Consider the following 21,529-nt stretch of genomic DNA (forward strand, 5'->3'; position numbering starts at 1 on the left):
TTTTATTTTGTCAATCATTTTACCGTGGAGCTACCACGATTGAACGATGGGGTTCCCGTCCTGCCGAATACGTCATCACGTAGGGGTTATCTTCAAGCGTCACGTGAATCTGTTTGCGCTCAAAAGATGGCATCGGATCCAAATAGACCGGCTTGCCGGTGGCGGCGACCTCTCTTGCGGTTCGCTCAGCTAGACTAGTAAGGATCTGAAGTCTCCGACTGCGATAATTAGCCGTATCCAGCTCAACTTCAAGGTAGCTAATCCCCATGTTATTTAAATAAATCCCACTTAACTCCTGTAAGGCATTGATGGTCCGACCGTGTTTGCCAATCAAAAGCCCCTCTTTGGGCGTATCAAAGTTAATGATCACGTGCCGATTGTTTGGCATCTCATAACTTAGCTCGGCCTCAATCCCCATCTGATCAGTAATTGCTTGTAAATATTTAATTAGTCCACTAATAGCTTCAACGTTTCTAGCGTGGCGATCCTCTGTTTGAACTGGATTAGCAACCGCCGTGCTCGCTTCTCTTTTAATTTTTAACTTGCCACCTGCTGGTTTTGGGTCTGGAGCAGATGATTTCAATTCCATTTCAACTTCTGCGGGATGTTTAAAAAGTCCGAAAAATCCCTTACTTGCGGTTTTAATAACTTTAATTTCAACATTATTTCGATTAGTATCAAGTGATTTTAAGCCATTTTTAACGGCTTCTTCGATGGTGGCTCCGGTGTATTTCGTCATTATTGTTCTCCTATTTTTGTAAACGTCTAACGCTATTAATCTTAGCACAAATTAAATAGCTGTTGGAATAGGATTTTAGAGATGTAATATTACATTTGTCACAAAAATAAAAAAAGCAGACCAACGTCTGCTTTTTGTTTAGTAATCTATTTGTGATGTTTACTCTGCTTGGCCTTTCGAATGGCCTTTTTAACGGCGCGATCGTGTTGACGCTTTTCACGTTCTTTTTCTTCACGTTCACGATTAATCTTCCAAGGGTTCTGAATCAATAACGTTTGAACTACTTGGAACGCATTGGTTACCACCCAGTATAGTGACAAAGCTGATGGCACGTTTAACGCGGTGAAGAAGATAATGATTGGCATCCCAATCGTCATCATCGTGGTCATTCCGTTTGATTCGGGTTGACCTTTCATTGACAGCCACGAACTAAGGAACGTGAACACGGCGGCCAAAACTGGCAGAATGTAGTACGGATCCGGAGTTCCTAGCTGTAACCACAAGAAGTGACCAGTTCGAAGGATATGAGTTCGCCAGATGGCTTGATACAAGGCGAAGATCACTGGCAACTGGACTACCATTGGCAAACAGCCGGCCCATGGATTAATTCCTGCTTCCTTATAGAGCTTTTGCTGCTCGGTCTGCAGTTTTTCCATGGTCTCTGAATCTTTACTGGAGTACTTCTTTTGCAGGGCCTTCAATTGGGGCTGAATTTCCTGAGTCTTCTTCATACTCTTGGTCTGATACATCATTAACGGAAGAAGAATAATTCTAACCAGAATGGTGAAGAGGATAATTCCAATTCCATAGTTATCGCCAAAGAACTTTGATAACCAAATAATCACTCTTGAGAAATTCAAGACAACTAAGCCATCCCAAATTCCTTTACTATGACTAGTAATTGGGGCGTTACTACATGCCGTAAGCACCAGACCAATACTGGCAATTGCAAGTGTAGTAGCGATTCGTTTAAGTTTTTTCAATTTTATTCCTCGCTATAATCAGAATCTAGTAAATGAGCTAACTTTAAAACATGAATTAGACTTGCCTTAACGTCTTTTTGTGACATCGCATCCGCTCTCGGTCTCGCAATGATTAAAAAATCAACGTCCGTTTTTAGGTCTGGCTTTAATTCGGTGATCGACTGGCGAATTCTACGTTTAACCCAGTTGCGATGCACGGCATTTCCAATCTTCTTTCCAACGGAAATCCCGATGCGAAAATGTTTTTGTCCCGGCTTTTCCAGTTGATACACGACAAATTGTCGATTAGCAACTGAATCATGTTTTTCGAAAACCTTTTGAAAGTCAGCTTCTTTTTTGACACGGTACGATTTTCTCATGAATAATCTCCAAGTATTTTCAAAAAATAATGAAAAAGACCACTGAATGGTCAGTGGCCTATGCCGATAATACTTTTCTACCTTTTTGACGTCGATGTGCTAACACTTTGCGACCTTTGCCAGTGCTCATACGTTTTCTAAATCCGTGAACGCGGTTTCTACGACGTTTCTTTGGTTGGTAAGTTCTTTTCATTACTAACCCTCCTTACTAATTAATCGCCTATATTAAATTGTTTATTCAATAGCTTTTCTAACTTATAGTATCACAAATCGACCAATCTTCAAATAGAGATTTTAAATTCATAGGTAACACTCCGTTCGATTCAAAAAAGTTTCATAAAATTTACTTGTGGATTATTGTGGATAACTCATCCCGTAATTAACACGAATTCAACACGTTTTTAAACAAAAACACAGCATGTTAACAACGTTAACCACAATCTGTGGATAAAATCAATAATCACGCTGACATCCCCGTCACATTAATAATTAGTTGTCCACATTTTCATGTTAATTACCTAAAATATTCGCGTGATTTTGATATTTATTAACAATGCTGTGGATAACCAGTAAACAGGGTGTGAAACATTTGTCCACACCCTGTTTTTTCTGTGGAAAACTTTTTTTAAAAATGATATTATACATTCATAATTTAAACACAAGGAGTCACTCTCAATGGATCAAAACGAATTATGGAACAAAATTAAAAATAAATTTAAAGCGGATCCGAAATTTGAGGGAACGACATATGATACATGGATCGCCACCGTGAACCCAATCTCATATGATGGCGATACCCTAACACTCGAATTACCATCCTCGCTTCACCGTGACTACTGGGAGAAAATGCTTAAAAGTCAGCTGGTTGAGTACGCTTATGCCATTACTTACAAGAACATTTCACCAAAATTTGTTCTAGAAGAAGAATTAAAAAAGAAGCAAACCCCAGTTCCTACACCGGAAGACGAGAGCGAAAAGTCATATAGTTACACCGACACGCACTTAGAGCCCAATTACACCTTTGAAACCTTCGTGATTGGACAGGGTAACAAGATGGCTCAGGCCGCAGCGCTAGCGGTCAGTGAGTCACCCGGAAAATTGTACAATCCACTCTTCTTATATGGTGGAGTTGGTCTAGGTAAGACCCACTTGATGCACGCGATTGGCAACAACATTATCAAACACGACCCGAGTCAGCGAGTGATGTACGTTACAAGTGAGAAATTCGCCAACGACTTTATCGGTGCCATCCAAAACAATAAGATGGATGATTTCAGAAACGTTTACCGAAACGTCGACGTCCTCTTAGTTGATGACATCCAGTTTTTTGGTAATAAAGAAGGAACTCAGGATGAGTTTTTTAACACCTTTCAAGCGTTATATTCCAATCACAAGCAGATTGTCTTAACGTCTGACCGGTTGCCAAACGAAGTGCCAAAACTAAAAGACCGGTTGGTATCCCGATTTGCGTGGGGACTATCCGTTGACATTACTGCTCCCGATTTAGAGACACGAACCGCTATCCTTAGAGCCAAGGCCAAAGCTGACAACATGAACATTCCAGCAGACGCATTAGGCTACATCGCGAGCCAAATTGAGTCTAACGTCAGAGAACTAGAGGGGGCGTTATCAAGGGTTCAGGCTTTTTCCAAACTCAATAACGCTCCCATTGATACTGAACTAGTGGCAAACGCCCTAAGGCCACTGAAGTTGGCAAAGGCGCGCTCGGCTCTGACCGTGTCAGACATTATCTCGAAAGTCGCCTCTTACTATCACATTAGTGTAAAGGAAATTAAGGGCACCAAACGGGTCAAGGCCATCGTGGTTCCTAGACAGGTTGCCATGTACCTGTCACGTGAAATGACCGACAATTCGCTTCCAAAAATTGGCGACGAATTCGGTGGTAAGGATCACACTACCGTCATTCACGCTTACGACAAGATTAGTAAAATGGCCGCAAATGACTCTGATCTGAGTAAGCAAATCTCAGACATCAAGACGGAACTCCAGCACTAAGCGTTGCTCGGTTTAAAAATGTTATAATGACGGGTGTGGATAAACGAGAAATTAACCGTTGATTTACCCACAAAGTTATCCACAGTTGATAACTTTTATTCCGTAACTAATCATTGAGTTATCCACAGTATTAACAGTGCCTACTGCTTCTACTGTTTTTTATCTTTTTAATTAAGTAAATAAACATGCACCACATTTTGAGGGGGAAATTTGGCAATGAATTTCGTAATTAACCGTAATGCTTTCATCAAAGCACTAAATACCGTATCAAGAGCAATCTCATCAAAAACGACCATTCCAATTTTGACGGGTTTAAAATTAGACGTATCAGAAAGTGACATTTTACTAACTGGTAGTAACGCTGACGTTTCAATTCAAACTAGCATTCAAGCTTCTAACCCGGATAATGAACTCACGATTAACTCAACTGGTAGCATCGTCTTACCAGCCCGTTTTTTTAGTGAGATCGTTAAAAAGTTACCCGACAAAACCATGTCATTAGAAGTTGGTGACAACTTTCAGACCACGATTAAGTCAGGTAACTCAGAATTTACGATCAACGGTCTTGATGCGAACGGTTACCCACATCTACCTGAAATTGATTCCGACAATACGGTTGATTTAGCGGCTGATATTTTCAGACAGGTTATCGGACAGACGGTCATTGCGGTTTCAAAACAGGAAAGTCGGCCAATCTTGACTGGGGTGCACTTCACGCTTGCTAACAATAAGTTGCTGGCGGTTGCGACCGACAGTCACCGTTTGAGCCAACGAAGAGTTAGCCTCCCAGCTGATGATGACGGGAAATTCGACGTGGTCATCCCAGGTGACAGTTTGAAGGAACTCTCCCACATGCTTGACGGAATCGATCAAAACATTCAGATGAACCTGTCAGAGAATCAAGTCCTCTTTACTCTCGGCGACACCCGGTTCTACTCCCGTCTACTTGAGGGTAACTATCCTGATACATCACGTCTGATTCCAAAGACGTCAAGTACCAAGATGGAATTTGCGGCTGGTGACCTGCTCGCCGCAATCGAACGGGCTTCACTCTTGTCACACGAATCACGAAATAACGTCATTAAGTTGACGATTAAACCAACCGATCAGGTGGTTACCATTTCCGGGAATTCCCCTGACGTCGGAACCGTTGAGGAAGACTTAAAGCCAAAGACTTCAGAGGGTGAAGACCTTGAAATTTCGTTTAACCCTGATTACATGAAAGAAGCCCTCCGAGTTTTTGGTCAAACTGACATCGAGATTGCGTTTACATCAGCCCTTCGTCCGTTCACACTGGTTCCAACCGAAAATAAAGAAGATTTCATCCAACTGATTACCCCAGTTCGAACATTTTAATTAAGAATGATTACTAACGACCTTCATTTTGAGGTCGTTTTTTTATGTCCTTAAAATGAAACTAAATTTCACTTACCAAAGACCACAAAATATTAAAAAAGCTCATATTTCCATTTATTTACGAATATGAGCTTTTTAGATCATTTTAGGCATTTTTGTCTAGAAATACGTATATGCGCATAAAACGCATAAAATCGCCCGATTTATGTACTTTTACCAAATTTTAGCGTATAATAGAAATAGATTGAAAGTGGGTGAATTCATGAAAAAAGACATTTTCATAACGACTCCGTACATAACTTTAGGGCAACTCTTAAAAGAAGAGAACATTGTTGAATCAGGTGGCAAAGCGAAGTGGTACCTAAAGGAAAATATGGTGTATCTAAACGATGAGCCTGAGAATCGACGTGGCAAGAAACTCTACCAGGGTGATACGGTCTCAATTCCAGACGTAGGGATGTTTTTTATTAAGACAAAGTAGGGTTGAGCATGCAGCTAGAAGAATTGAAATTACGCAATTTTCGTAATTATAAAGATGCTGACGTTCATTTCTCAGATGGAGTGAACGTGTTACTTGGACAAAACGCCCAGGGCAAAACCAATCTACTTGAAGCAATTTACGCGCTCGCACTTACCAAAAGTCATCGGACCACCACCAATCGTGATTTGATTAATTGGGAGGAGAACCATGCGCAATTGTGGGGTCGAGTTAAAAAGAACCATACTACCACTGAACTAGAGCTTGATTTTGGTAAAAATGGCAAGCGAGCTAAGGTCAATCACATTGAGCAGCCCAAGCTATCGTCTTACGTCGGGCAGCTGAACGTGATTTTGTTTGCTCCCGAAGATTTGTCGATTGTAAAGGGTTCGCCTCAGATTAGAAGGCACTTTATGGACATGGAGTTTGGCCAGATGAGTAATCGCTATTTATACAACATGACCCAGTACCGTCGAATTTTGAAACAACGAAACGCCTATTTACGTGAACTATTACTTCACAAACAGAGTGATCTGGTCTACCTGGATGTATTGTCAGACCAGCTTTCAGCGTATGCGGCCGAGATTATTTTTCAACGCATCCAACTGATTGCCAAATTACAGAAATGGTCTTCGGCCATCCATTACGAAATTTCACAACAAAAGGAAACGTTGCGATTTAAATACGTCACCACGCTAAAAAAGACCGATTTAACATCGGTGGAACGAATCTATCGGAGTTTGCTGGCTAAATTTAAGGCCAATCGAGATAAAGAAGTGAGGCAAGGAACGACGATCTTTGGGCCGCATCGTGACGATTTACACTTCATGGTTAACGGCAAGGATGTCTCCACTTTTGGCTCGCAGGGTCAACAGCGAACGGCGGCATTATCCACGAAGTTGGCCGAGATCGATTTAATGAAAGAAGAAACCGGTGAATACCCGGTTTTACTACTTGATGATGTTTTGTCTGAACTTGATGAAAGTCGGCAGACCCACTTGCTGACTGCCATTCAGGATCGGGTTCAAACCTTTCTAACCACCACAAGTATGAGTGGGGTCGCATCTGATTTAATCAACAATCCCAAGACTTTTCACATTGAAAAGGGAGTCATTGTATCCGAGTAACGTAGTTGAGGAGGAATTGTAGTGACTGATCAAGAAAAAGAAGCAAAAAGAGAACGGGCCGGGGAGTACGACGCTAGTCAAATCCAAGTCCTAAAGGGACTAGAAGCGGTCAGAAAACGTCCTGGAATGTACATTGGGGCCACTAACGAACAGGGACTCCATCATTTAGTTTGGGAAATTATCGATAACGGAATTGACGAAGCGTTGGCGGGTTTTGCTGACGAAATCAACGTTACCGTGGAAAAGGATAACAGTATTACGGTCGTTGATAATGGTCGTGGGATTCCCGTGGATACCCAAAAAGATACCGGTAAATCGGCACTAGAGACCGTCTTCACTATCCTTCACGCTGGTGGTAAATTCGGTGGTGGCGGATACAAGGTTTCTGGTGGACTTCACGGAGTTGGAGCCTCAGTGGTAAACGCCTTGTCAAAGGAACTGGACGTTGTTGTTACTAAAGGTGGCAAGCGGTACTACATGGACTTTGAAAGGGGTCACGTCAAGACGCCAATGAAAGTCATTGGGGACGCACCCAGGGATGCTCACGGAACTAAGGTTCACTTTGTTCCCGATCCAGACATCTTTACCGAGACCACGACCTTTAACATGAAGACTTTGACCACGCGTGTCAGAGAACTGGCCTTTTTAAACAAGGGGTTAAGAATCACAATTAGAGACGATCGCCCCGAAAAACCCGTGGAACACGATTTCTTCTACGAAGGTGGAATTCGGCACTACGTTGAATTCCTCGATCGGGGTCGCACTCCGATTTTCAAAGATCCGATTTACATTGAGGGTCAGGAAAATGGCATCACGGTCGAAGTTTCAATTCAGTATACGAATGATTATCACAGTACCCTTTTGACGTTTACTAATAACATCAATACCTATGAAGGTGGAACCCACGAAGAAGGGTTCAAGCAGGCTTTGACCCGAATTATCAATAACTACGGGAGAAACAACAATTTAATTAAGGATAGCGAACCGAACCTTTCTGGTGACGATGTTCGAGAAGGAATGACCGCGGTCGTTTCGGTTAAGCATCCCGATCCTCAATTTGAGGGTCAGACCAAGACCAAACTTGGTAACTCTGATGCGAGAACCGCTACGAACCACATTTTCGGTCAGGAATTTTCCAAGTTCATGATGGAACATCCTCAGATTGCCGAACAGATTGTTGAAAAGGGTTCCGTGGCCTCTAAAGCGCGAGCCGCAGCGAAAAGAGCTCGTGAAGTAACCAGAAAACGAAGCGGACTTGAAATCAACAGTTTACCCGGGAAGTTAGCTAATAATACTAGTAAGGATCCGAAAGTCTCTGAATTGTTCATTGTCGAAGGTGACTCGGCCGGGGGTTCCGCTAAACAGGGTCGTTCTAGACTGACGCAGGCTATCCTGCCAATTCGTGGCAAGATTTTAAACGTTGAAAAGGCCACGATGGAAAAAATTCTGGCTAATGAAGAAATTCGTTCTTTGTTTACCGCGATGGGGACTGGCTTTGGCAGTGACTTCGACATTAGTAAGGTTAACTACCACAAGTTAATCATCATGACCGATGCCGATGTTGATGGAGCCCACATTCAGATTTTGCTTCTAACCTTAATTTATAACTACATGCGTCCAATGATTGATGCTGGATACGTCTACATTGCCCAGCCACCGTTGTACCGAGTTCGTCAGGGAAACAAATTCCAACGATACGTTGATTCTGATGAGGAACTTCAGGAGTTGTTAGCCCAACTTCCGGCTTCACCAAAACCACAAATTCAACGATACAAAGGTTTAGGCGAAATGGATGCCTCACAGTTGTGGGACACCACCATGAATCCAGATCATCGTCGGCTTCTAAGGGTTACTTCGGATGATGCTTCGGCTGCTCAAGAAGCCTTCACCATGTTAATGGGTGAAAAGGTGGCTCCAAGACGGAAGTTTATTGAAGACAACGCAACCTTTGTTGAAAACCTGGATGTATAAATTGTTTCACGTGAAACAATTAGGTTAATTGACTGATTTAACAAGGAATGGAGGCAAAATCTCTTGGCAAATGAAGAAAATAATAAACCAAGTCGAGTTCAAAACATTGAATTATCGAAGAAGATGAGATCATCATTCTTGGATTATGCAATGAGTGTGATTGTGTCCCGTGCGCTTCCTGACGTTCGTGACGGTTTGAAACCGGTTCATCGTCGAATCCTGTACGATATGCACGAACTAGGAGTTACACCGGATAAGCCTTACAAGAAATCCGCGCGAATTGTTGGGGACGTTCTAGGAAAGTTTCATCCTCACGGTGACAGTTCCGTGTATGAGGCCATGGTTCGAATGGCTCAGGAATTTAGTTATCGTTACATGTTAGTTGACGGACACGGAAACTTTGGTTCCGTCGACGGTGATGGTGCCGCTGCCATGCGTTACACCGAGGTACGACTCTCTAAGATTGCGATGGAAATGTTGCGAGACATCAACAAGGACACCGTTGATTTTCAGCCCAACTACGATGGTACCGAACGTGAACCAGTGGTCTTACCGGCCAGAATTCCGAATCTGCTTTTAAATGGAGCTTCTGGGATTGCGGTTGGAATGGCCACTAACATTCCACCTCACAATTTAAGCGAAGTAATTAGTGCAATTCACATTTTGATGAGAAATCCAGACGCTACCACCAATGATCTGATGGAAGCTCTTCCTGGACCTGACTTCCCAACTGGGGGAGTGGTCATGGGTAAATCTGGAATCAGAAGAGCCTACGAAACGGGTCGTGGTAGTATCATCGTTCGGGCTAAGGTTGACATTGAGGAACAAAAAAACGGCAAGCAGCGCATTATTGCGACTGAATTGCCGTACATGGTCAACAAGGCCAAGTTAATCGAACGGATTGCTGAACTAGTAAGGGACAAACGAATTGAGGGCATTACCGCCATTAACGATGAGTCCGATAAGGATGGAATGCGGGTTGTGATTGATGTTAAACGGGATGCTTCAGCCGAAGTTATCTTGAACAATCTGTACAAGTTAACCCTGATGCAAACCTCCTTTAGTTTCAACATGCTAGCCATCGTTGATGGTGCGCCGAAAGTCTTGAGTCTGAAACAAATTTTGCAGTACTACCTGGAGTATCAGGTGGAAGTTATTACCAGAAGAACAAAGTTTGACTTACGTAAGGCTCAAGCCCGAGCTCACATTCTGGAAGGGTTACTGGTTGCTCTTGACAACATTGACGCCGTCATCAAGATTATTCGTAATTCCGCGACTGGCGATATCGCCAAAAACGAACTGATTAGCAATTTTGATTTAGACGACAAGCAAGCTCAGGCCATCTTAGACATGCGGCTGGTTCGATTAACCGGACTGGAACGTGGCAAGATTACCGACGAGCACAATAAATTACTGGCTAACATTAAAGATTACAAAGACATTTTAAACAGTCGAGATCGGATCAACGGCATTATTTACGATGAACTCCTTGAGATTCAGAAGAAGTTTGGTGACAAACGGCGGACCGAATTACTGGTTGGTGAAATTACCAGTATTGAGGACGAAGACCTAATCGAAGAGGAAAACGTCGTAATTACATTGACCCACAACGGCTACATTAAACGGTTACCAACCGATGAGTTCAAGGCCCAAAATCGTGGAGGTCGTGGAATTCAAGGAATGGGTGTCAATAAGGACGATTTCATTGAACATCTCCTGTCAACGGCAACCCATGATCGACTCTTGTTCTTCACGAACGCTGGCAAAGTTTATAGTATGAAAGCTTACGAAGTCCCAGAGTACGGACGATCCGCGAAGGGAATTCCAATTGTTAACCTCTTAAACTTGGGTCAAAATGAGAAGATTCAAACGGTTATCAGTATTTCGTCCCAGCATAATGACGAGGACAAGTACCTGTTCTTTACAACGAAACTGGGAACGGTTAAACGAACCCCAGTCTCTGACTTCTTGAACATTCGAAAGAATGGTTTAAAGGCCATTCACTTACACGATAATGATGAAGTGATTGGCGTATCCATCGTGGATAACGGCGACAACATGATCATTGGAACTCATTTGGGGTACGCCGTTAGCTTTAAGGCCGATGACGTTCGTTCCATGGGACGTTCCGCTTCAGGAGTGAGAGGAGTTCGACTCAGACCAAATGACTATGTGGTTGGAGCGGCCATCTTGACACCTGATAGTGACGTGTTTGTCATTTCTGAAAATGGATACGGGAAACGCACGAAAGCTTCCGACTACCCGATCAAGGGTCGCGGTGGTAAAGGAATCAAGACGTCAAACGTTACTAAGAAAAATGGTCCCCTAGTGGGATTAAGTACCGTGACTGGTGATGAAGACATCATGTTAATCACTAACATGGGTGTTATGATTCGGTTTGCGGTTAATAACGTTTCTGAAACCGGCCGTGCCACCCTTGGAGTTCATTTAATCCGAGTCGACGATAATGCTAAGGTTGCTACGATGGCTGTCGTTGCAAAGGATGAAGAAAACGAATCAAAGGTCAATGAACCAGCTTCATCTGCCGATCAATCCGAAGAATAATGGTCAAAAATAACACTACGTTAACGGTAGTGCTATTTTTTTGCCTAAATTTATGGTTAACATTCGTAAATTGGCACTTTCATATTGATTAAATGGTGCAATTCGATTATGATATTGGTTGTGTTTGAAACATTTAAACTAAATTTGACAAAATAGTTCGTAAAATAATCAAGGAGAGTTATGAAGATGGACGTGTTTGATTACGAAGATATTCAACTAATTCCGAATAAGTGTGTGGTCAATTCTAGAAGTGAGTGTGATACTTCCGTGGAATTCGGTGGCCGTAAGTTCAAGATTCCGGTCGTACCCGCCAACATGCAGACGGTCATTAATGCTGATTTAGCCGAAAGCCTCGCAAAAAACGGTTATTTTTACGTCATGCACCGTTTTCAACCTGAGAAACGACTTGATTTTGTTAAAAAGATGCACGCTGACGGGGTCTTTGCCTCTATCAGCATTGGGGTCAAGCCTGGCGAGTATGACTTCATTAAAGATTTGGTCAAAGCCAACCAGCTTCCTGAATACGTTACGATTGACATTGCTCACGGATACTCGGACTCGGTTATCAATATGATTAAATTCGTCAAAGAACAGATGCCTGACACCTTCCTGATTGCTGGAAACGTTGGAACGCCAGAAGCCGTGCGGGCACTTGAAAATGCCGGAGCGGACGCTACCAAGGTTGGAATTGGACCCGGGAAAGCCTGCATTACCAAGATTAAGACCGGCTTTGGAACGGGAGGATGGCAACTAGCTGCCATTCGGTACTGTGCGAAGGGTGCCAGAAAGCCCATCATTGCTGACGGTGGGATTCGGACCGATGGCGATATCGCCAAATCGATTCGCTTTGGTGCTACAATGTGCATGATTGGATCGATGTTTGCGGGCCACAAAGAGTCACCCGGTAAAAACGTTGAAAAAGACGGTAAGGAATACAAAGAGTACTTTGGTTCCGCATCGCAATTTCAAAAGGGTGCCTACAAGAACGTCGAGGGTAAGAAGTTGTTGGTTCCGTTTAAAGGCAGCATCTACGACACCTTACGGGAGATGCAGGAAGATTTGCAGTCCTCAATTTCTTATGCTGGTGGAAAAGACATTGATGCCATTAGAAAAGTTGATTACGTGGTCGTAAAAAATTCAATTTATAATGGTGATTAAAAAAAGATTTAAAAAAAGCTTCGTATTTAATCATGTATCGCAAGTCAATGTCTCGAATGTCCTGTTGAAGTAAAAAACAATCAATGATATAATCAATCGTTGTGAGTTTAATTAGATTTTAATTGACTCCCCTTGCTCTTCAAATCACTGAAGAGCCGACAGTCCACAAGGAGGTGTAATTCATGGAAAACAAATACGAAATTACTTACATCATCAGACCAGATATCGACGATGCTGCCAAGACTGACTTGGTCAACCGCTTCGATAAGATCTTGACTGATAACGGTGCAAACGTAATCGATTCAAAAGACTGGCAAAAACGTCGTCTTGCTTACGAAATCGGCGGTTACAATGAAGGTACTTACCACATTGTTAACGTTGAAGAAGGCGACAACGACCAAGGTCTAGACGAGTTTGACCGTCTTGCTAAGTTTAACAAAGACATCTTACGTCATATGATCGTAAGAAGAGACGACAAATAATTAGAATGAAAGGAGTTTTTCAGTATGATTAATACAGTAGTTCTTACTGGACGCTTAACACGAGACGTTGATTTGCGATACACCCAAAACGGCGCAGCAGTGGGTACTTTTACGCTAGCTGTTGACCGTCGTTTCACTAATTCGAATGGTGATCGGGAAGCTGACTTCGTCAACTGTGTTATTTGGCGCAAATCAGCTGAAAACTTTGCCAACTTTGTGCATAAGGGTTCCCTGGTTGGAATTGAAGGTCGAATTCAGACCCGAAATTACGAAAACAAGCAGGGACAACGAGTTTATGTTACCGAAGTAGTCGTTGAGAACTTCACTCTCCTTGAACCACGTTCACAGAACGGAAATGGTCAGGGTCAAGTTAACAACGGTGGCAATCACGCTCCTAGCGAAAATCCATTTGGAACTCCAAAGACGAGTGGTCAGGCCACTCCTAACAATAGCAAAGGTAACGACAATTCGAAGGATCCGTTTGCTAACTCTGGAGACCAGATTGATATTTCCGATGATGATCTTCCATTTTAATGGAACGATTTGATTAATGTTTTAGGAGGGAATTACACATGGCTCAACAAAGAAGAGGTGGCCATCGTCGCCGTAAGGTTGACTTTATCGCCGCTAATCACATTGAATACATTGATTACAAAGACGTTGATTTGTTAAGACGTTTCGTATCAGAACGTGGTAAGATTTTACCTCGTCGAGTTACCGGAACAAGCGCTAAAAACCAACGTAAGTTGACCATTGCGATCAAGCGTGCCCGCATCATGGGCTTAATGCCATTCGTAGTTGGTGACTAATTAAGAATTTGAGACTTAACTAATTTAGTTAGGTCTTTTTTTTATCCGATTATTGGGTTGCCTCAATGTGATAAAATAGAAGCTATAATGGAGCAAAGATGGGAGTTACTATGAAGAAATTCTTTTCACAAATGACGTTGCCGCCATTTTTAAAAAATACACGATTAAGAAAAATTACGATTTTTATTGCAATTTCATTGATTTTGGGACTAGTAATTGCCTTTCTCTACAACTTCTTTATCGGAATCGTTCTTTTACTGATTGCTTGTGTGGGACTCGTCTATACCATTAACACGATGAACCGCGTGGGTGAAGAATCCGATAAATACATCAACGATTTGTCCTATCAAATCATGCGCGGACAACAGGAGTCACTGCTTGAGATGCCGATTGGGATCTTAATCCTTGATGATAACCACGTGGTGGAGTGGATTAATCCATATTTACAGCCATACTTTGATAGTACGGAGGTGGTCGGATATCCACTTGACCATTCTGCTCCAGACCTCTTTGACATCATTCAGGCAAACCTTGATCAGACCAAGCCAATTGAGGTCACCTGGCGCGGTCACATGTTCGATATGTTGATTCAAAGAGAGTACAACACCGTCTACATGATGGACATTACCCGCTATGCTGAGATTGAAAAGAAGTACGAAAACGGTAAAATTGCGGTCGGCCAGATTTTTCTGGATAACTTTGACGAAATTACGCAGTCAATGAGCGACCAGGACGTCTCGAACCTTAGAAACTACATCACCAACGAACTGAGCTCGTGGGCGCAGGAATACGGGATTTTTCTAAAGCGAATTGATGCGGATCATTACTTTATCTTGTTGTACGTTTCCGCGTTGAATCAAATTGAGGCGGATAAATTTAAGATTTTAGACGTGATTCGAGAAGATACCTCGAAACAGAACCTTCCTTTGACCCTTAGTATCGGGATTTCATACGATGATAATAACCTGAACAACTTAGCTGACCAGGCTCAAAGTAACCTTGATTTAGCCCTCGGTCGTGGTGGAGATCAAGTCGTCGTTAAGGCCAAGGACAAAGAAGCCCGCTACTATGGTGGAAAGACGAACCCAATGGAGAAACGGACTCGGGTCCGGGCGCGGATGATTTCCCACGCTTTACAAGAGTTAATGAAAGAATCGGATCAGATTTTCGTTCAGGGTCATGCTCAACCTGACATGGACGCGATGGGAGCCGCCATGGGAATTAGACGGATTGCCCAGATGAACGGGAAGCAGTGTTGGATTGTGATGGATGACGAAGAACCGCACTCAGACATCAAGCGGTTATTAAACGCGATTGATGATTATCCAGACATTAAAGAGTCAATTATTACTCCAGATAAGGCGTTGAAAAAGGCAACTGACAACAGTTTGCTGATTATGGTTGACCATTCCAAACCTGACATGGGTGTTTCTGGTGACCTTTACAAACGCTTAAAGAACCGCGTTGTCATCATTGACCATCACCGGCGTGGGGAGGACTTCCCAGAGAATCCGATCCTGGTTTACATTGAACCTTACGCTTCGTCAGCCTGCGAACTGATTACCGAGATGTTTGAGTACCAGTCTCAGGACGCCGATCCAATCAACCAGTTAGAGGCGACTGCCATGCTGAGTGGGATTGTGGTTGACACCCAATCCTTTACGATTAGAACGGGAACGAGAACGTTTGATGCGGCGAGTTATCTGCGGTCAGCCGGTGCCAACGCTGACGAAATGGCCGACTTCATGAAGGAAAGTATCAATAATTACATGGCCCGAAACCACCTGATTTCCATGATGGAACAGATTGATGAGAACATGGCCCTGATTACCGCTGAAGATGATAAGGAATATGATTCGGTCATTGCCGCGCAAGCCGTTGATTCGCTACTGACGATTGACGGAGTGGAAGCCTCGTTTATCGTCTTTAAGCGGACGAACGGGAACATTGGAATCTCGGCGCGAAGTAATGGTAACATTAACGTTCAGTTGATTATGGAAGCACTTGGTGGAGGTGGCCACTTATCAGCGGGAGCTACGCAAATTCCCGACGAAAGTGTTTCAGAGGTTAAGAAGACACTGCTAGGTGCCATTGATAAAATCGTTAATAACGATGATAAAACCGACCAATAGCAGAATTAGTTTAAATCTGTTAAATTATTAGTAAACAAGGAGGGATTTAAAATGAAAGTAATCTTTTTAAGCGATGTTAAAGGCAAGGGCAACCGGGGCGATGTTAAGGACATGCCATCTGGGTATGCTAACAACTTTTTGATTAAGAAGGGCTTGGCTAAAGAAGCTACCAAGCAGGCTATCAGTGAATTAAAGGCTCAACAACACGTTGAACAGGAGCACGAGCAAGAGGAACTAGCAGATTCCAAGAAACTGAAAAAAGAACTTGAAAATGACAAAACCGTCGTTGAGTTGAAAGCCAAGGCTGGGTCTGACGGTCGCTTGTTCGGTTCTATTACCAGTAAACAGATTGCTCAGGGACTTTTGGATCAATACAACATTAAACTGGATAAACGGAAGATTGAATTAAGTGAACCAATCAAGACCATGGGTTACACTGATGTTCCCGTTAAGGTTCATCCCCAGGTTTCCGCTCAAATTCGGGTTCACGTCAGCGAAAAATAGTCGTAAGTTGCAGTTAGAAAAGAGTCGATAATGAACAACGATACTTTAAATGATCACACGCCACCACAAAATATTGAGGCCGAAAAGGCCGTTTTGGGTTCCATTTTTCTGAGTACCGACGGTTTAGTTGACGCGATGGAATATCTGAATCCAGATGACTTCTATAAGCGGGCGCATCAATTAATTTTTAAGGCGATGTTGGATCTAAATGATGACGATCAGGGCATTGATGCCGTGACTGTGACCGATCTTTTGAAGCAGCGTGACCAGCTGGAAGACGTTGGTGGTGTGCCTTACATCATTGATCTGACCAACGCCGTGCCAACGGCCGCTAACTTGGTCTACTACGCTAAAATTGTAAGAAATAAGGCCGTGCTTAGGCGCTTGATTCAGACGGCTACTAACATTGCCACTCAGGGATACGAACAGTCCGAAGACGTCGAAGACCTCTTAGATAATGCCGAACGTGACATTATGAATGTCTCTGAGGACCGTAATCAGTCGGGATTTAAGAACATCAAAGATGTTTTAAACGAATCATTTACAAAGATTGACCAACTTTCTCAAAATGGTGGCGACGACATCACGGGACTTGCGACTGGTTATCATGAGCTTGACAAGATGACGACCGGACTTCATCCCGGTGAATTGATGATTTTAGCTGCCAGACCGGCCGTTGGTAAAACCGCCTTTGCGCTAAACATTGCACAAAACGTGGGAACCAAGACCGACAAGACAGTGGCCATTTTCAGTTTGGAAATGAGTGCCGAATCGTTAGTAAACCGAATGTTGTGTGCTGAAGGTAGCATTGATGCCAATCACCTTAGAACGGGTCAGTTGACCGAAGAGGAGTGGCAAAATCTAGTCATTGCGATGGGCAGTCTTTCTAAGGCCCACATTTACATTGATGATACTCCCGGCAATAAAATGGCTGGAATTCGGGCCAACTGTCGTCGTTTGGCAAAACAAACGGGAAACTTAGGGCTGATTGTGGTCGACTACCTCCAGTTAATTGAGGGTGGTAATAAAGAAAACCGGCAACAGGAAGTGTCTGAGATTTCCAGACAACTTAAAAAGCTGGCCAATGAATTACAGGTGCCAGTGATTGCGTTATCTCAGCTTTCGCGTGGGGTGGAACAGCGTCAGGACAAGCGTCCGGTGCTGTCTGACATCCGTGAATCGGGGTCAATCGAACAGGATGCTGACATTGTTGCATTCTTATACCGAGAGGATTATTATGAACACGATTCAGACGATGAGGATCAAGATCCACGTTCCGGTGTTGAAAATGATGATGATAACGTTGGTGAAGTTGAAGTTATTATCGAAAAGAACCGTTCGGGTCCACGTGGAACGGTTAAACTGCTCTTTATTAAATCGTATAATAAGTTTTCATCGATTTCATACGCTTCAAACGATGGTGTACAGTAAAAGGCCACTTACAGAGTAAGTGGTCTTTTTATTAAAATTAAGAATGATTGAGAGGATTTTCAATGAATAACAATGAAAAGACACAAGGGTTGCCAAAACTTACCACGGCCGCAATCTGGTTTCTATCCTTTGGAATTCTTGGAGTCCAAATGGCGTTTGGCTTAATGAATTCGCAACTGGGAAGAATTTTTCAGACCCTCGGGACTTCTCCGAGTCTTTTAGGGCTTCTGTTTATTATTCCCCCAATTGCGGGATTATTTGTCCAACCGTTAGTGGGAGCATGGTCCGATCGAACCTGGGTGCCAAAATGGGGAAGAAGAGTTCCCTACCTCATTATTGGGACCGTTGCTTCCGCCATTACCCTGTTTCTTTTACCAAACGTTGGTGATTTTGGCTGGCCGAGCATCATTACGATCTCACTGGCCGCAGTCATCACGTTGGTTTTGATGATTGCGTTCAATATGTGTGTGCAACCCTACAAGATGTTGATTGGTGACATGGTTAATCAACGTCAGAGTGGGTTTGCTTACTCAATTCAGAGTTTTTTCTTAAACATTGGGAGTGTGTTAGCGTGTTTATCGCCGTGGGTTTTCACCGAGCTCGGGGTCAGTAACACCGCTAGTAAAGGGATGATTCCTAATTCAGTCATTTTTTCGTTCTACGTTGCGGTGATCGTTTTAATCTTCTGTACGTTTATTACCGTCATGAAGGTTGATGAGTACCCCCCTAGACAGTTTAATGATTATCATGGACTGGAGCAGAATGGCGAACGGGCCAAAAAGAGTACGTGGATGCTTTTAAAAGATGCTCCACGCGTTTTCTGGGTGGTATCCATCATCCAACTTTTTGCCTACATTGGCTTTGCCTACATGTGGATGTACGGGACGAGTATCATTGCCAAAAACGTTTTCAACACAACCAATCCGATGAGCAGTGGTTATCAGTCCGGTGGTAATTTATTTGGAATTTTATCGGCCGTTTATGCTTTATCAGCTGTTATTTTTTCACTTTTACTATCAAGAATCCCCCAACGAAAGTACAAGTTGCTCTTTTCAATTAGTTTGGTAATTGGCGGAGTCGGCTTTTTGATGTCAGCATTCTCCCACACCGTTTTCTTGCAGGTGCTTGCGTTTATTTTGATTGGCATTGGATGGGCTGGCGTTTCGGTCTACCCGTTGACTTTTGTAACCCGTGAGATTCCAGGAAAGTACATTGGTGTGTACATGGGACTGTTTAACGTTCAAATTTGTATTCCCCAAATTGTGGCTTCACTTGCCAGTCCACTAGTTGTGATGGCAATTGGATCCATTGCTAACATCTTTGCGATTGCGGCGGTTACCATGGTTTTGGCGGCAATCTCAGTATGGATCTTAAACGACATTAAGGACTAGTTGGAGGTGAGAACGTGCAGGTGATTGATGTAGGTGGTTTTCGTGGGCATCCACTGACCGTTAGTTTCGATGGGTCGAACGTCTATTTTGACTACTTAGATGTAATTAATTTATTGAAGCCCAAAATGGTTTCGCTTTCAGACAGTGAACTAGTGACTGATGAAAATGGAGTTAACCGATTAACCGTTTTAGGAACGTGTCGTCTTGCTTCCCTTAGTAATTATCCACGTGCTGACCGACTAATGCGCTGGATTCAGCAGCAGGTAAAACCAATCGTGTTGCGTTACGGAAATAGTTTAAAGCAGAATCAGATCACCAAATCGATTGATGATGTTTACGGTGAGTTACACGTAAGTGGGATGGAAATGACGAAACGTGAGTTTTACCAGTTCTTAAGAGCCCATCACTACACCATCAAATGGCTCAAGGGAAATAATAGCCCCAGTGACCTGAGTGTGAAAAAGCAGTTAATGGTACCAAAAATTGGTCATTTTAACTTGCCTCAACCATGTGGAGCGGATAAACTATACGTAAACGCGGCTTTTACCACCAAAGGTGTCCAAGTTGTAATTAATCAGTTGAAAAAATTAGATGAAGTTGCCTATCAACAGGTTTCATTGTTTTAAATGATAATTGTTCCACGTGAAACAATTGATGTAATCCCATGGTGTTCAAGGATTAGAGGTGTTAAGCGTGAAAAAGCAACATGTCCTATCGTTAATCTTGGCCTTTTTGGCGGCAATGTTTTTGATTCTCGTTCCGTTTATTGAGGATCAAAGCTTGATTTGGATTGGTCTGGCGATGGCCGGCTTTTGTGCTGTTTTAGCAATTTTAACCGAGATTTTAGCAATTAAAAAATAAAAAAGGAAGGATCCTTCGCAATTAACGAAGATGGTCTTTCCTTTTTTAGTGAAATTAATGATATAAAAAAAGATCATGGCGTTAACCATGATCATGATATGTGATGGGCAGTCAGGGGATCGAACCCTGGACCCACGGATTAAGAGTCCGTTGCTCTGCCAGCTGAGCTAACTGCCCAAATCAAAAGTACATTTATTATAATAGCATACCGCAAAACCCCATGCAACACTAATTTACAAAAAAAGGCGAAATTGCAGATACGGAAGAAATACTGAAAAGAGCTGTTATTAATTAACAACAGTTGTTGAATAACGTGAAGCGAGTAATTTGATGTGTTACAATTTAACTAGGATTGAGCGTAAAATAAGCCTTGATCCCAAACTTGATTGATATAGGGACTGCCAATAGTCCAAAGGAGACAAATAATATTATGAAGAAAAAAATTCTAGTTGTCGATGATGAAAAACCAATTACAGACATTGAAAAATTTAGTTTAACCAAAGAAGGATTTGACGTTGACGTCGCACACGATGGGCAAGAGGCCCTTGATAAGGTTGATAGTAATACACCCGATCTCATTATTCTTGATCTCATGTTGCCAAAGGTCGATGGCTTAGAAGTTGCCAAGGAAGTTCGAAAGACCCACAACATGCCAATTATCATGGTAACCGCCAAGGATTCCGAACTTGATAAGGTGCTCGGACTGGAGCTTGGTGCCGATGACTACGTTACTAAGCCGTTTTCCAACCGTGAATTAGTGGCACGGGTCAAGGCCAACTTGAGACGGCAGAACATCACTGGCTCAGCTGGGGAAGGAAAAGACGATAATCACGATATCGAAATCGGTGACCTGGTGATTCATCCGGACTCTTACTCCGTTACCAAACGCGGGAAGGGTGTGGATCTTACCCATCGAGAATTCGAACTCCTTCATTACCTAGCCCAACACATTGGTCAAGTGATGACCAGAGAGCACTTGCTTCAGACGGTTTGGGGCTACGATTACTTCGGTGACGTTCGAACCGTCGACGTGACCGTACGTCGTTTACGAGAAAAAATTGAAGATGATTCAAGTCACCCCAAGTGGTTAGTAACCAGACGTGGGGTTGGTTATTACCTGCGGGATTCCGAAAAGGAAGAATAACCCAAATTGATTAGTTTAGAGGT

Annotated in this window: 21 protein-coding genes and 1 tRNA gene; 17 read left to right on the plus strand and 5 right to left on the minus strand. The window is 42.9% G+C overall.

Going from position 1 to position 21,529, the window contains the following annotated elements; genetic code table 11:
- Nucleotides 1–19: 19 nt before the first annotated feature.
- The 4 genes from jag to rpmH form a co-directional block, all read right to left on the minus strand.
- Complete coding sequence (gene jag, locus AC6UDE_RS00450; RefSeq protein WP_500694211.1) at nt 20–739, minus strand: RNA-binding cell elongation regulator Jag/EloR; 720 nt, start codon at nt 737–739, stop codon at nt 20–22.
- A gap of 146 nt (nt 740–885) precedes the next feature.
- Nucleotides 886–1,722 carry a YidC/Oxa1 family membrane protein insertase gene (locus AC6UDE_RS00455; RefSeq protein ID WP_500696254.1) on the minus strand — a complete coding sequence of 279 codons (837 nt, stop codon included), beginning with the start codon at nt 1,720–1,722 and terminating at the stop codon, nt 886–888.
- A 2-nt stretch (nt 1,723–1,724) separates the two neighbouring features.
- Nucleotides 1,725–2,081, minus strand: a complete 357-nt coding sequence (gene rnpA / locus AC6UDE_RS00460) for a ribonuclease P protein component (protein ID WP_500695946.1) — start codon at nt 2,079–2,081, stop codon at nt 1,725–1,727.
- A 58-nt stretch (nt 2,082–2,139) separates the two neighbouring features.
- Nucleotides 2,140–2,274, minus strand: a complete 135-nt coding sequence (gene rpmH, locus AC6UDE_RS00465; protein ID WP_500694208.1) for a 50S ribosomal protein L34 — start codon at nt 2,272–2,274, stop codon at nt 2,140–2,142.
- A gap of 482 nt (nt 2,275–2,756) precedes the next feature.
- Between rpmH and dnaA the strand changes: the two genes are divergently transcribed.
- The 16 genes from dnaA to AC6UDE_RS00545 all read left to right on the plus strand — a co-directional run bounded on the left by dnaA (nt 2,757) and on the right by AC6UDE_RS00545 (nt 20,362).
- Nucleotides 2,757–4,097, plus strand: a complete 1,341-nt coding sequence (gene dnaA, locus AC6UDE_RS00470; protein ID WP_500696255.1) for a chromosomal replication initiator protein DnaA — start codon at nt 2,757–2,759, stop codon at nt 4,095–4,097.
- Between the two features lie 216 nt (nt 4,098–4,313).
- The gene (gene dnaN, locus AC6UDE_RS00475; protein WP_500696256.1) at nt 4,314–5,453 is read left to right on the plus strand and encodes a DNA polymerase III subunit beta; all 1,140 of its coding nucleotides are present in this window, start codon (nt 4,314–4,316) and stop codon (nt 5,451–5,453) included.
- Between the two features lie 262 nt (nt 5,454–5,715).
- Nucleotides 5,716–5,934: a S4 domain-containing protein YaaA gene (yaaA, locus tag AC6UDE_RS00480; RefSeq protein WP_500694205.1), complete on the plus strand. Its 219-nt coding sequence runs from the start codon at nt 5,716–5,718 to the stop codon at nt 5,932–5,934.
- An 8-nt stretch (nt 5,935–5,942) separates the two neighbouring features.
- A complete protein-coding gene (gene recF, locus AC6UDE_RS00485) occupies nt 5,943–7,058 on the plus strand; it encodes a DNA replication/repair protein RecF (protein WP_500696257.1) in 1,116 nt (371 codons plus the stop codon).
- Between the two features lie 21 nt (nt 7,059–7,079).
- Nucleotides 7,080–9,029, plus strand: coding sequence for a DNA topoisomerase (ATP-hydrolyzing) subunit B (gene gyrB / locus AC6UDE_RS00490; protein ID WP_500694202.1), 1,950 nt, complete (start codon nt 7,080–7,082; stop codon nt 9,027–9,029).
- 123 nt (nt 9,030–9,152) lie between these two features.
- Nucleotides 9,153–11,594 carry a DNA gyrase subunit A gene (gyrA, locus tag AC6UDE_RS00495; RefSeq protein ID WP_500696567.1) on the plus strand — a complete coding sequence of 814 codons (2,442 nt, stop codon included), beginning with the start codon at nt 9,153–9,155 and terminating at the stop codon, nt 11,592–11,594.
- A gap of 186 nt (nt 11,595–11,780) precedes the next feature.
- Nucleotides 11,781–12,752: a GMP reductase gene (locus AC6UDE_RS00500; protein WP_500696258.1), complete on the plus strand. Its 972-nt coding sequence runs from the start codon at nt 11,781–11,783 to the stop codon at nt 12,750–12,752.
- Between the two features lie 182 nt (nt 12,753–12,934).
- Nucleotides 12,935–13,234: a 30S ribosomal protein S6 gene (gene rpsF / locus AC6UDE_RS00505; RefSeq protein WP_500694200.1), complete on the plus strand. Its 300-nt coding sequence runs from the start codon at nt 12,935–12,937 to the stop codon at nt 13,232–13,234.
- Nucleotides 13,235–13,258: 24 nt separating this feature from the next.
- Nucleotides 13,259–13,768: a single-stranded DNA-binding protein gene (gene ssb / locus AC6UDE_RS00510; protein ID WP_500694199.1), complete on the plus strand. Its 510-nt coding sequence runs from the start codon at nt 13,259–13,261 to the stop codon at nt 13,766–13,768.
- A 38-nt stretch (nt 13,769–13,806) separates the two neighbouring features.
- The gene (gene rpsR, locus AC6UDE_RS00515) at nt 13,807–14,043 is read left to right on the plus strand and encodes a 30S ribosomal protein S18 (protein WP_010022194.1); all 237 of its coding nucleotides are present in this window, start codon (nt 13,807–13,809) and stop codon (nt 14,041–14,043) included.
- 110 nt (nt 14,044–14,153) lie between these two features.
- A complete protein-coding gene (locus AC6UDE_RS00520; RefSeq protein ID WP_500695951.1) occupies nt 14,154–16,175 on the plus strand; it encodes a DHH family phosphoesterase in 2,022 nt (673 codons plus the stop codon).
- A gap of 51 nt (nt 16,176–16,226) precedes the next feature.
- The gene (rplI, locus tag AC6UDE_RS00525; protein ID WP_500694197.1) at nt 16,227–16,679 is read left to right on the plus strand and encodes a 50S ribosomal protein L9; all 453 of its coding nucleotides are present in this window, start codon (nt 16,227–16,229) and stop codon (nt 16,677–16,679) included.
- Between the two features lie 30 nt (nt 16,680–16,709).
- Nucleotides 16,710–18,110 (plus strand): replicative DNA helicase, encoded by a 1,401-nt coding sequence (gene dnaB / locus AC6UDE_RS00530; RefSeq protein WP_500696259.1) that lies wholly within the window; start codon nt 16,710–16,712, stop codon nt 18,108–18,110.
- Nucleotides 18,111–18,172: 62 nt separating this feature from the next.
- Complete coding sequence (locus AC6UDE_RS00535) at nt 18,173–19,501, plus strand: MFS transporter (protein WP_500696260.1); 1,329 nt, start codon at nt 18,173–18,175, stop codon at nt 19,499–19,501.
- Nucleotides 19,502–19,515: 14 nt separating this feature from the next.
- Nucleotides 19,516–20,127: a hypothetical protein gene (locus AC6UDE_RS00540; protein WP_500696261.1), complete on the plus strand. Its 612-nt coding sequence runs from the start codon at nt 19,516–19,518 to the stop codon at nt 20,125–20,127.
- Nucleotides 20,128–20,194: 67 nt separating this feature from the next.
- Entirely contained in the window at nt 20,195–20,362 is a 168-nt protein-coding gene (locus AC6UDE_RS00545; RefSeq protein WP_500695955.1) for a hypothetical protein, read from the plus strand.
- 104 nt (nt 20,363–20,466) lie between these two features.
- On the opposite strand, the gene AC6UDE_RS00550 is transcribed toward AC6UDE_RS00545, so the two are convergent.
- Nucleotides 20,467–20,539, minus strand: a tRNA-Lys gene (locus AC6UDE_RS00550).
- Between the two features lie 253 nt (nt 20,540–20,792).
- Here AC6UDE_RS00550 and yycF point away from each other — a divergent pair.
- The gene (yycF, locus tag AC6UDE_RS00555; RefSeq protein ID WP_039143559.1) at nt 20,793–21,506 is read left to right on the plus strand and encodes a response regulator YycF; all 714 of its coding nucleotides are present in this window, start codon (nt 20,793–20,795) and stop codon (nt 21,504–21,506) included.
- Nucleotides 21,507–21,529: the final 23 nt, after the last annotated feature.

It is taken from the genome of Fructilactobacillus sp. X2R5C3, from assembly GCF_059901325.1.

Excerpts from the sequence above, each read along its gene's own strand:
- jag (WP_500694211.1), bottom strand. The coding sequence starts at position 739 with ATGACGAAATACACCGGAGCCACCATCGAAGAAGCCGTTAAAAATGGC.
- rnpA (WP_500695946.1), bottom strand. The coding sequence starts at position 2,081 with ATGAGAAAATCGTACCGTGTCAAAAAAGAAGCTGACTTTCAAAAGGTT.
- rpmH (WP_500694208.1), bottom strand. The coding sequence starts at position 2,274 with ATGAAAAGAACTTACCAACCAAAGAAACGTCGTAGAAACCGCGTTCAC.
- dnaA (WP_500696255.1), top strand. The coding sequence starts at position 2,757 with ATGGATCAAAACGAATTATGGAACAAAATTAAAAATAAATTTAAAGCG.
- dnaN (WP_500696256.1), top strand. The coding sequence starts at position 4,314 with ATGAATTTCGTAATTAACCGTAATGCTTTCATCAAAGCACTAAATACC.
- yaaA (WP_500694205.1), top strand. The coding sequence starts at position 5,716 with ATGAAAAAAGACATTTTCATAACGACTCCGTACATAACTTTAGGGCAA.
- recF (WP_500696257.1), top strand. The coding sequence starts at position 5,943 with ATGCAGCTAGAAGAATTGAAATTACGCAATTTTCGTAATTATAAAGAT.
- gyrA (WP_500696567.1), top strand. The coding sequence starts at position 9,153 with ATGAGATCATCATTCTTGGATTATGCAATGAGTGTGATTGTGTCCCGT.
- AC6UDE_RS00500 (WP_500696258.1), top strand. The coding sequence starts at position 11,781 with ATGGACGTGTTTGATTACGAAGATATTCAACTAATTCCGAATAAGTGT.
- rpsF (WP_500694200.1), top strand. The coding sequence starts at position 12,935 with ATGGAAAACAAATACGAAATTACTTACATCATCAGACCAGATATCGAC.
- ssb (WP_500694199.1), top strand. The coding sequence starts at position 13,259 with ATGATTAATACAGTAGTTCTTACTGGACGCTTAACACGAGACGTTGAT.
- rpsR (WP_010022194.1), top strand. The coding sequence starts at position 13,807 with ATGGCTCAACAAAGAAGAGGTGGCCATCGTCGCCGTAAGGTTGACTTT.
- AC6UDE_RS00520 (WP_500695951.1), top strand. The coding sequence starts at position 14,154 with ATGAAGAAATTCTTTTCACAAATGACGTTGCCGCCATTTTTAAAAAAT.
- rplI (WP_500694197.1), top strand. The coding sequence starts at position 16,227 with ATGAAAGTAATCTTTTTAAGCGATGTTAAAGGCAAGGGCAACCGGGGC.
- dnaB (WP_500696259.1), top strand. The coding sequence starts at position 16,710 with ATGAACAACGATACTTTAAATGATCACACGCCACCACAAAATATTGAG.
- AC6UDE_RS00535 (WP_500696260.1), top strand. The coding sequence starts at position 18,173 with ATGAATAACAATGAAAAGACACAAGGGTTGCCAAAACTTACCACGGCC.
- yycF (WP_039143559.1), top strand. The coding sequence starts at position 20,793 with ATGAAGAAAAAAATTCTAGTTGTCGATGATGAAAAACCAATTACAGAC.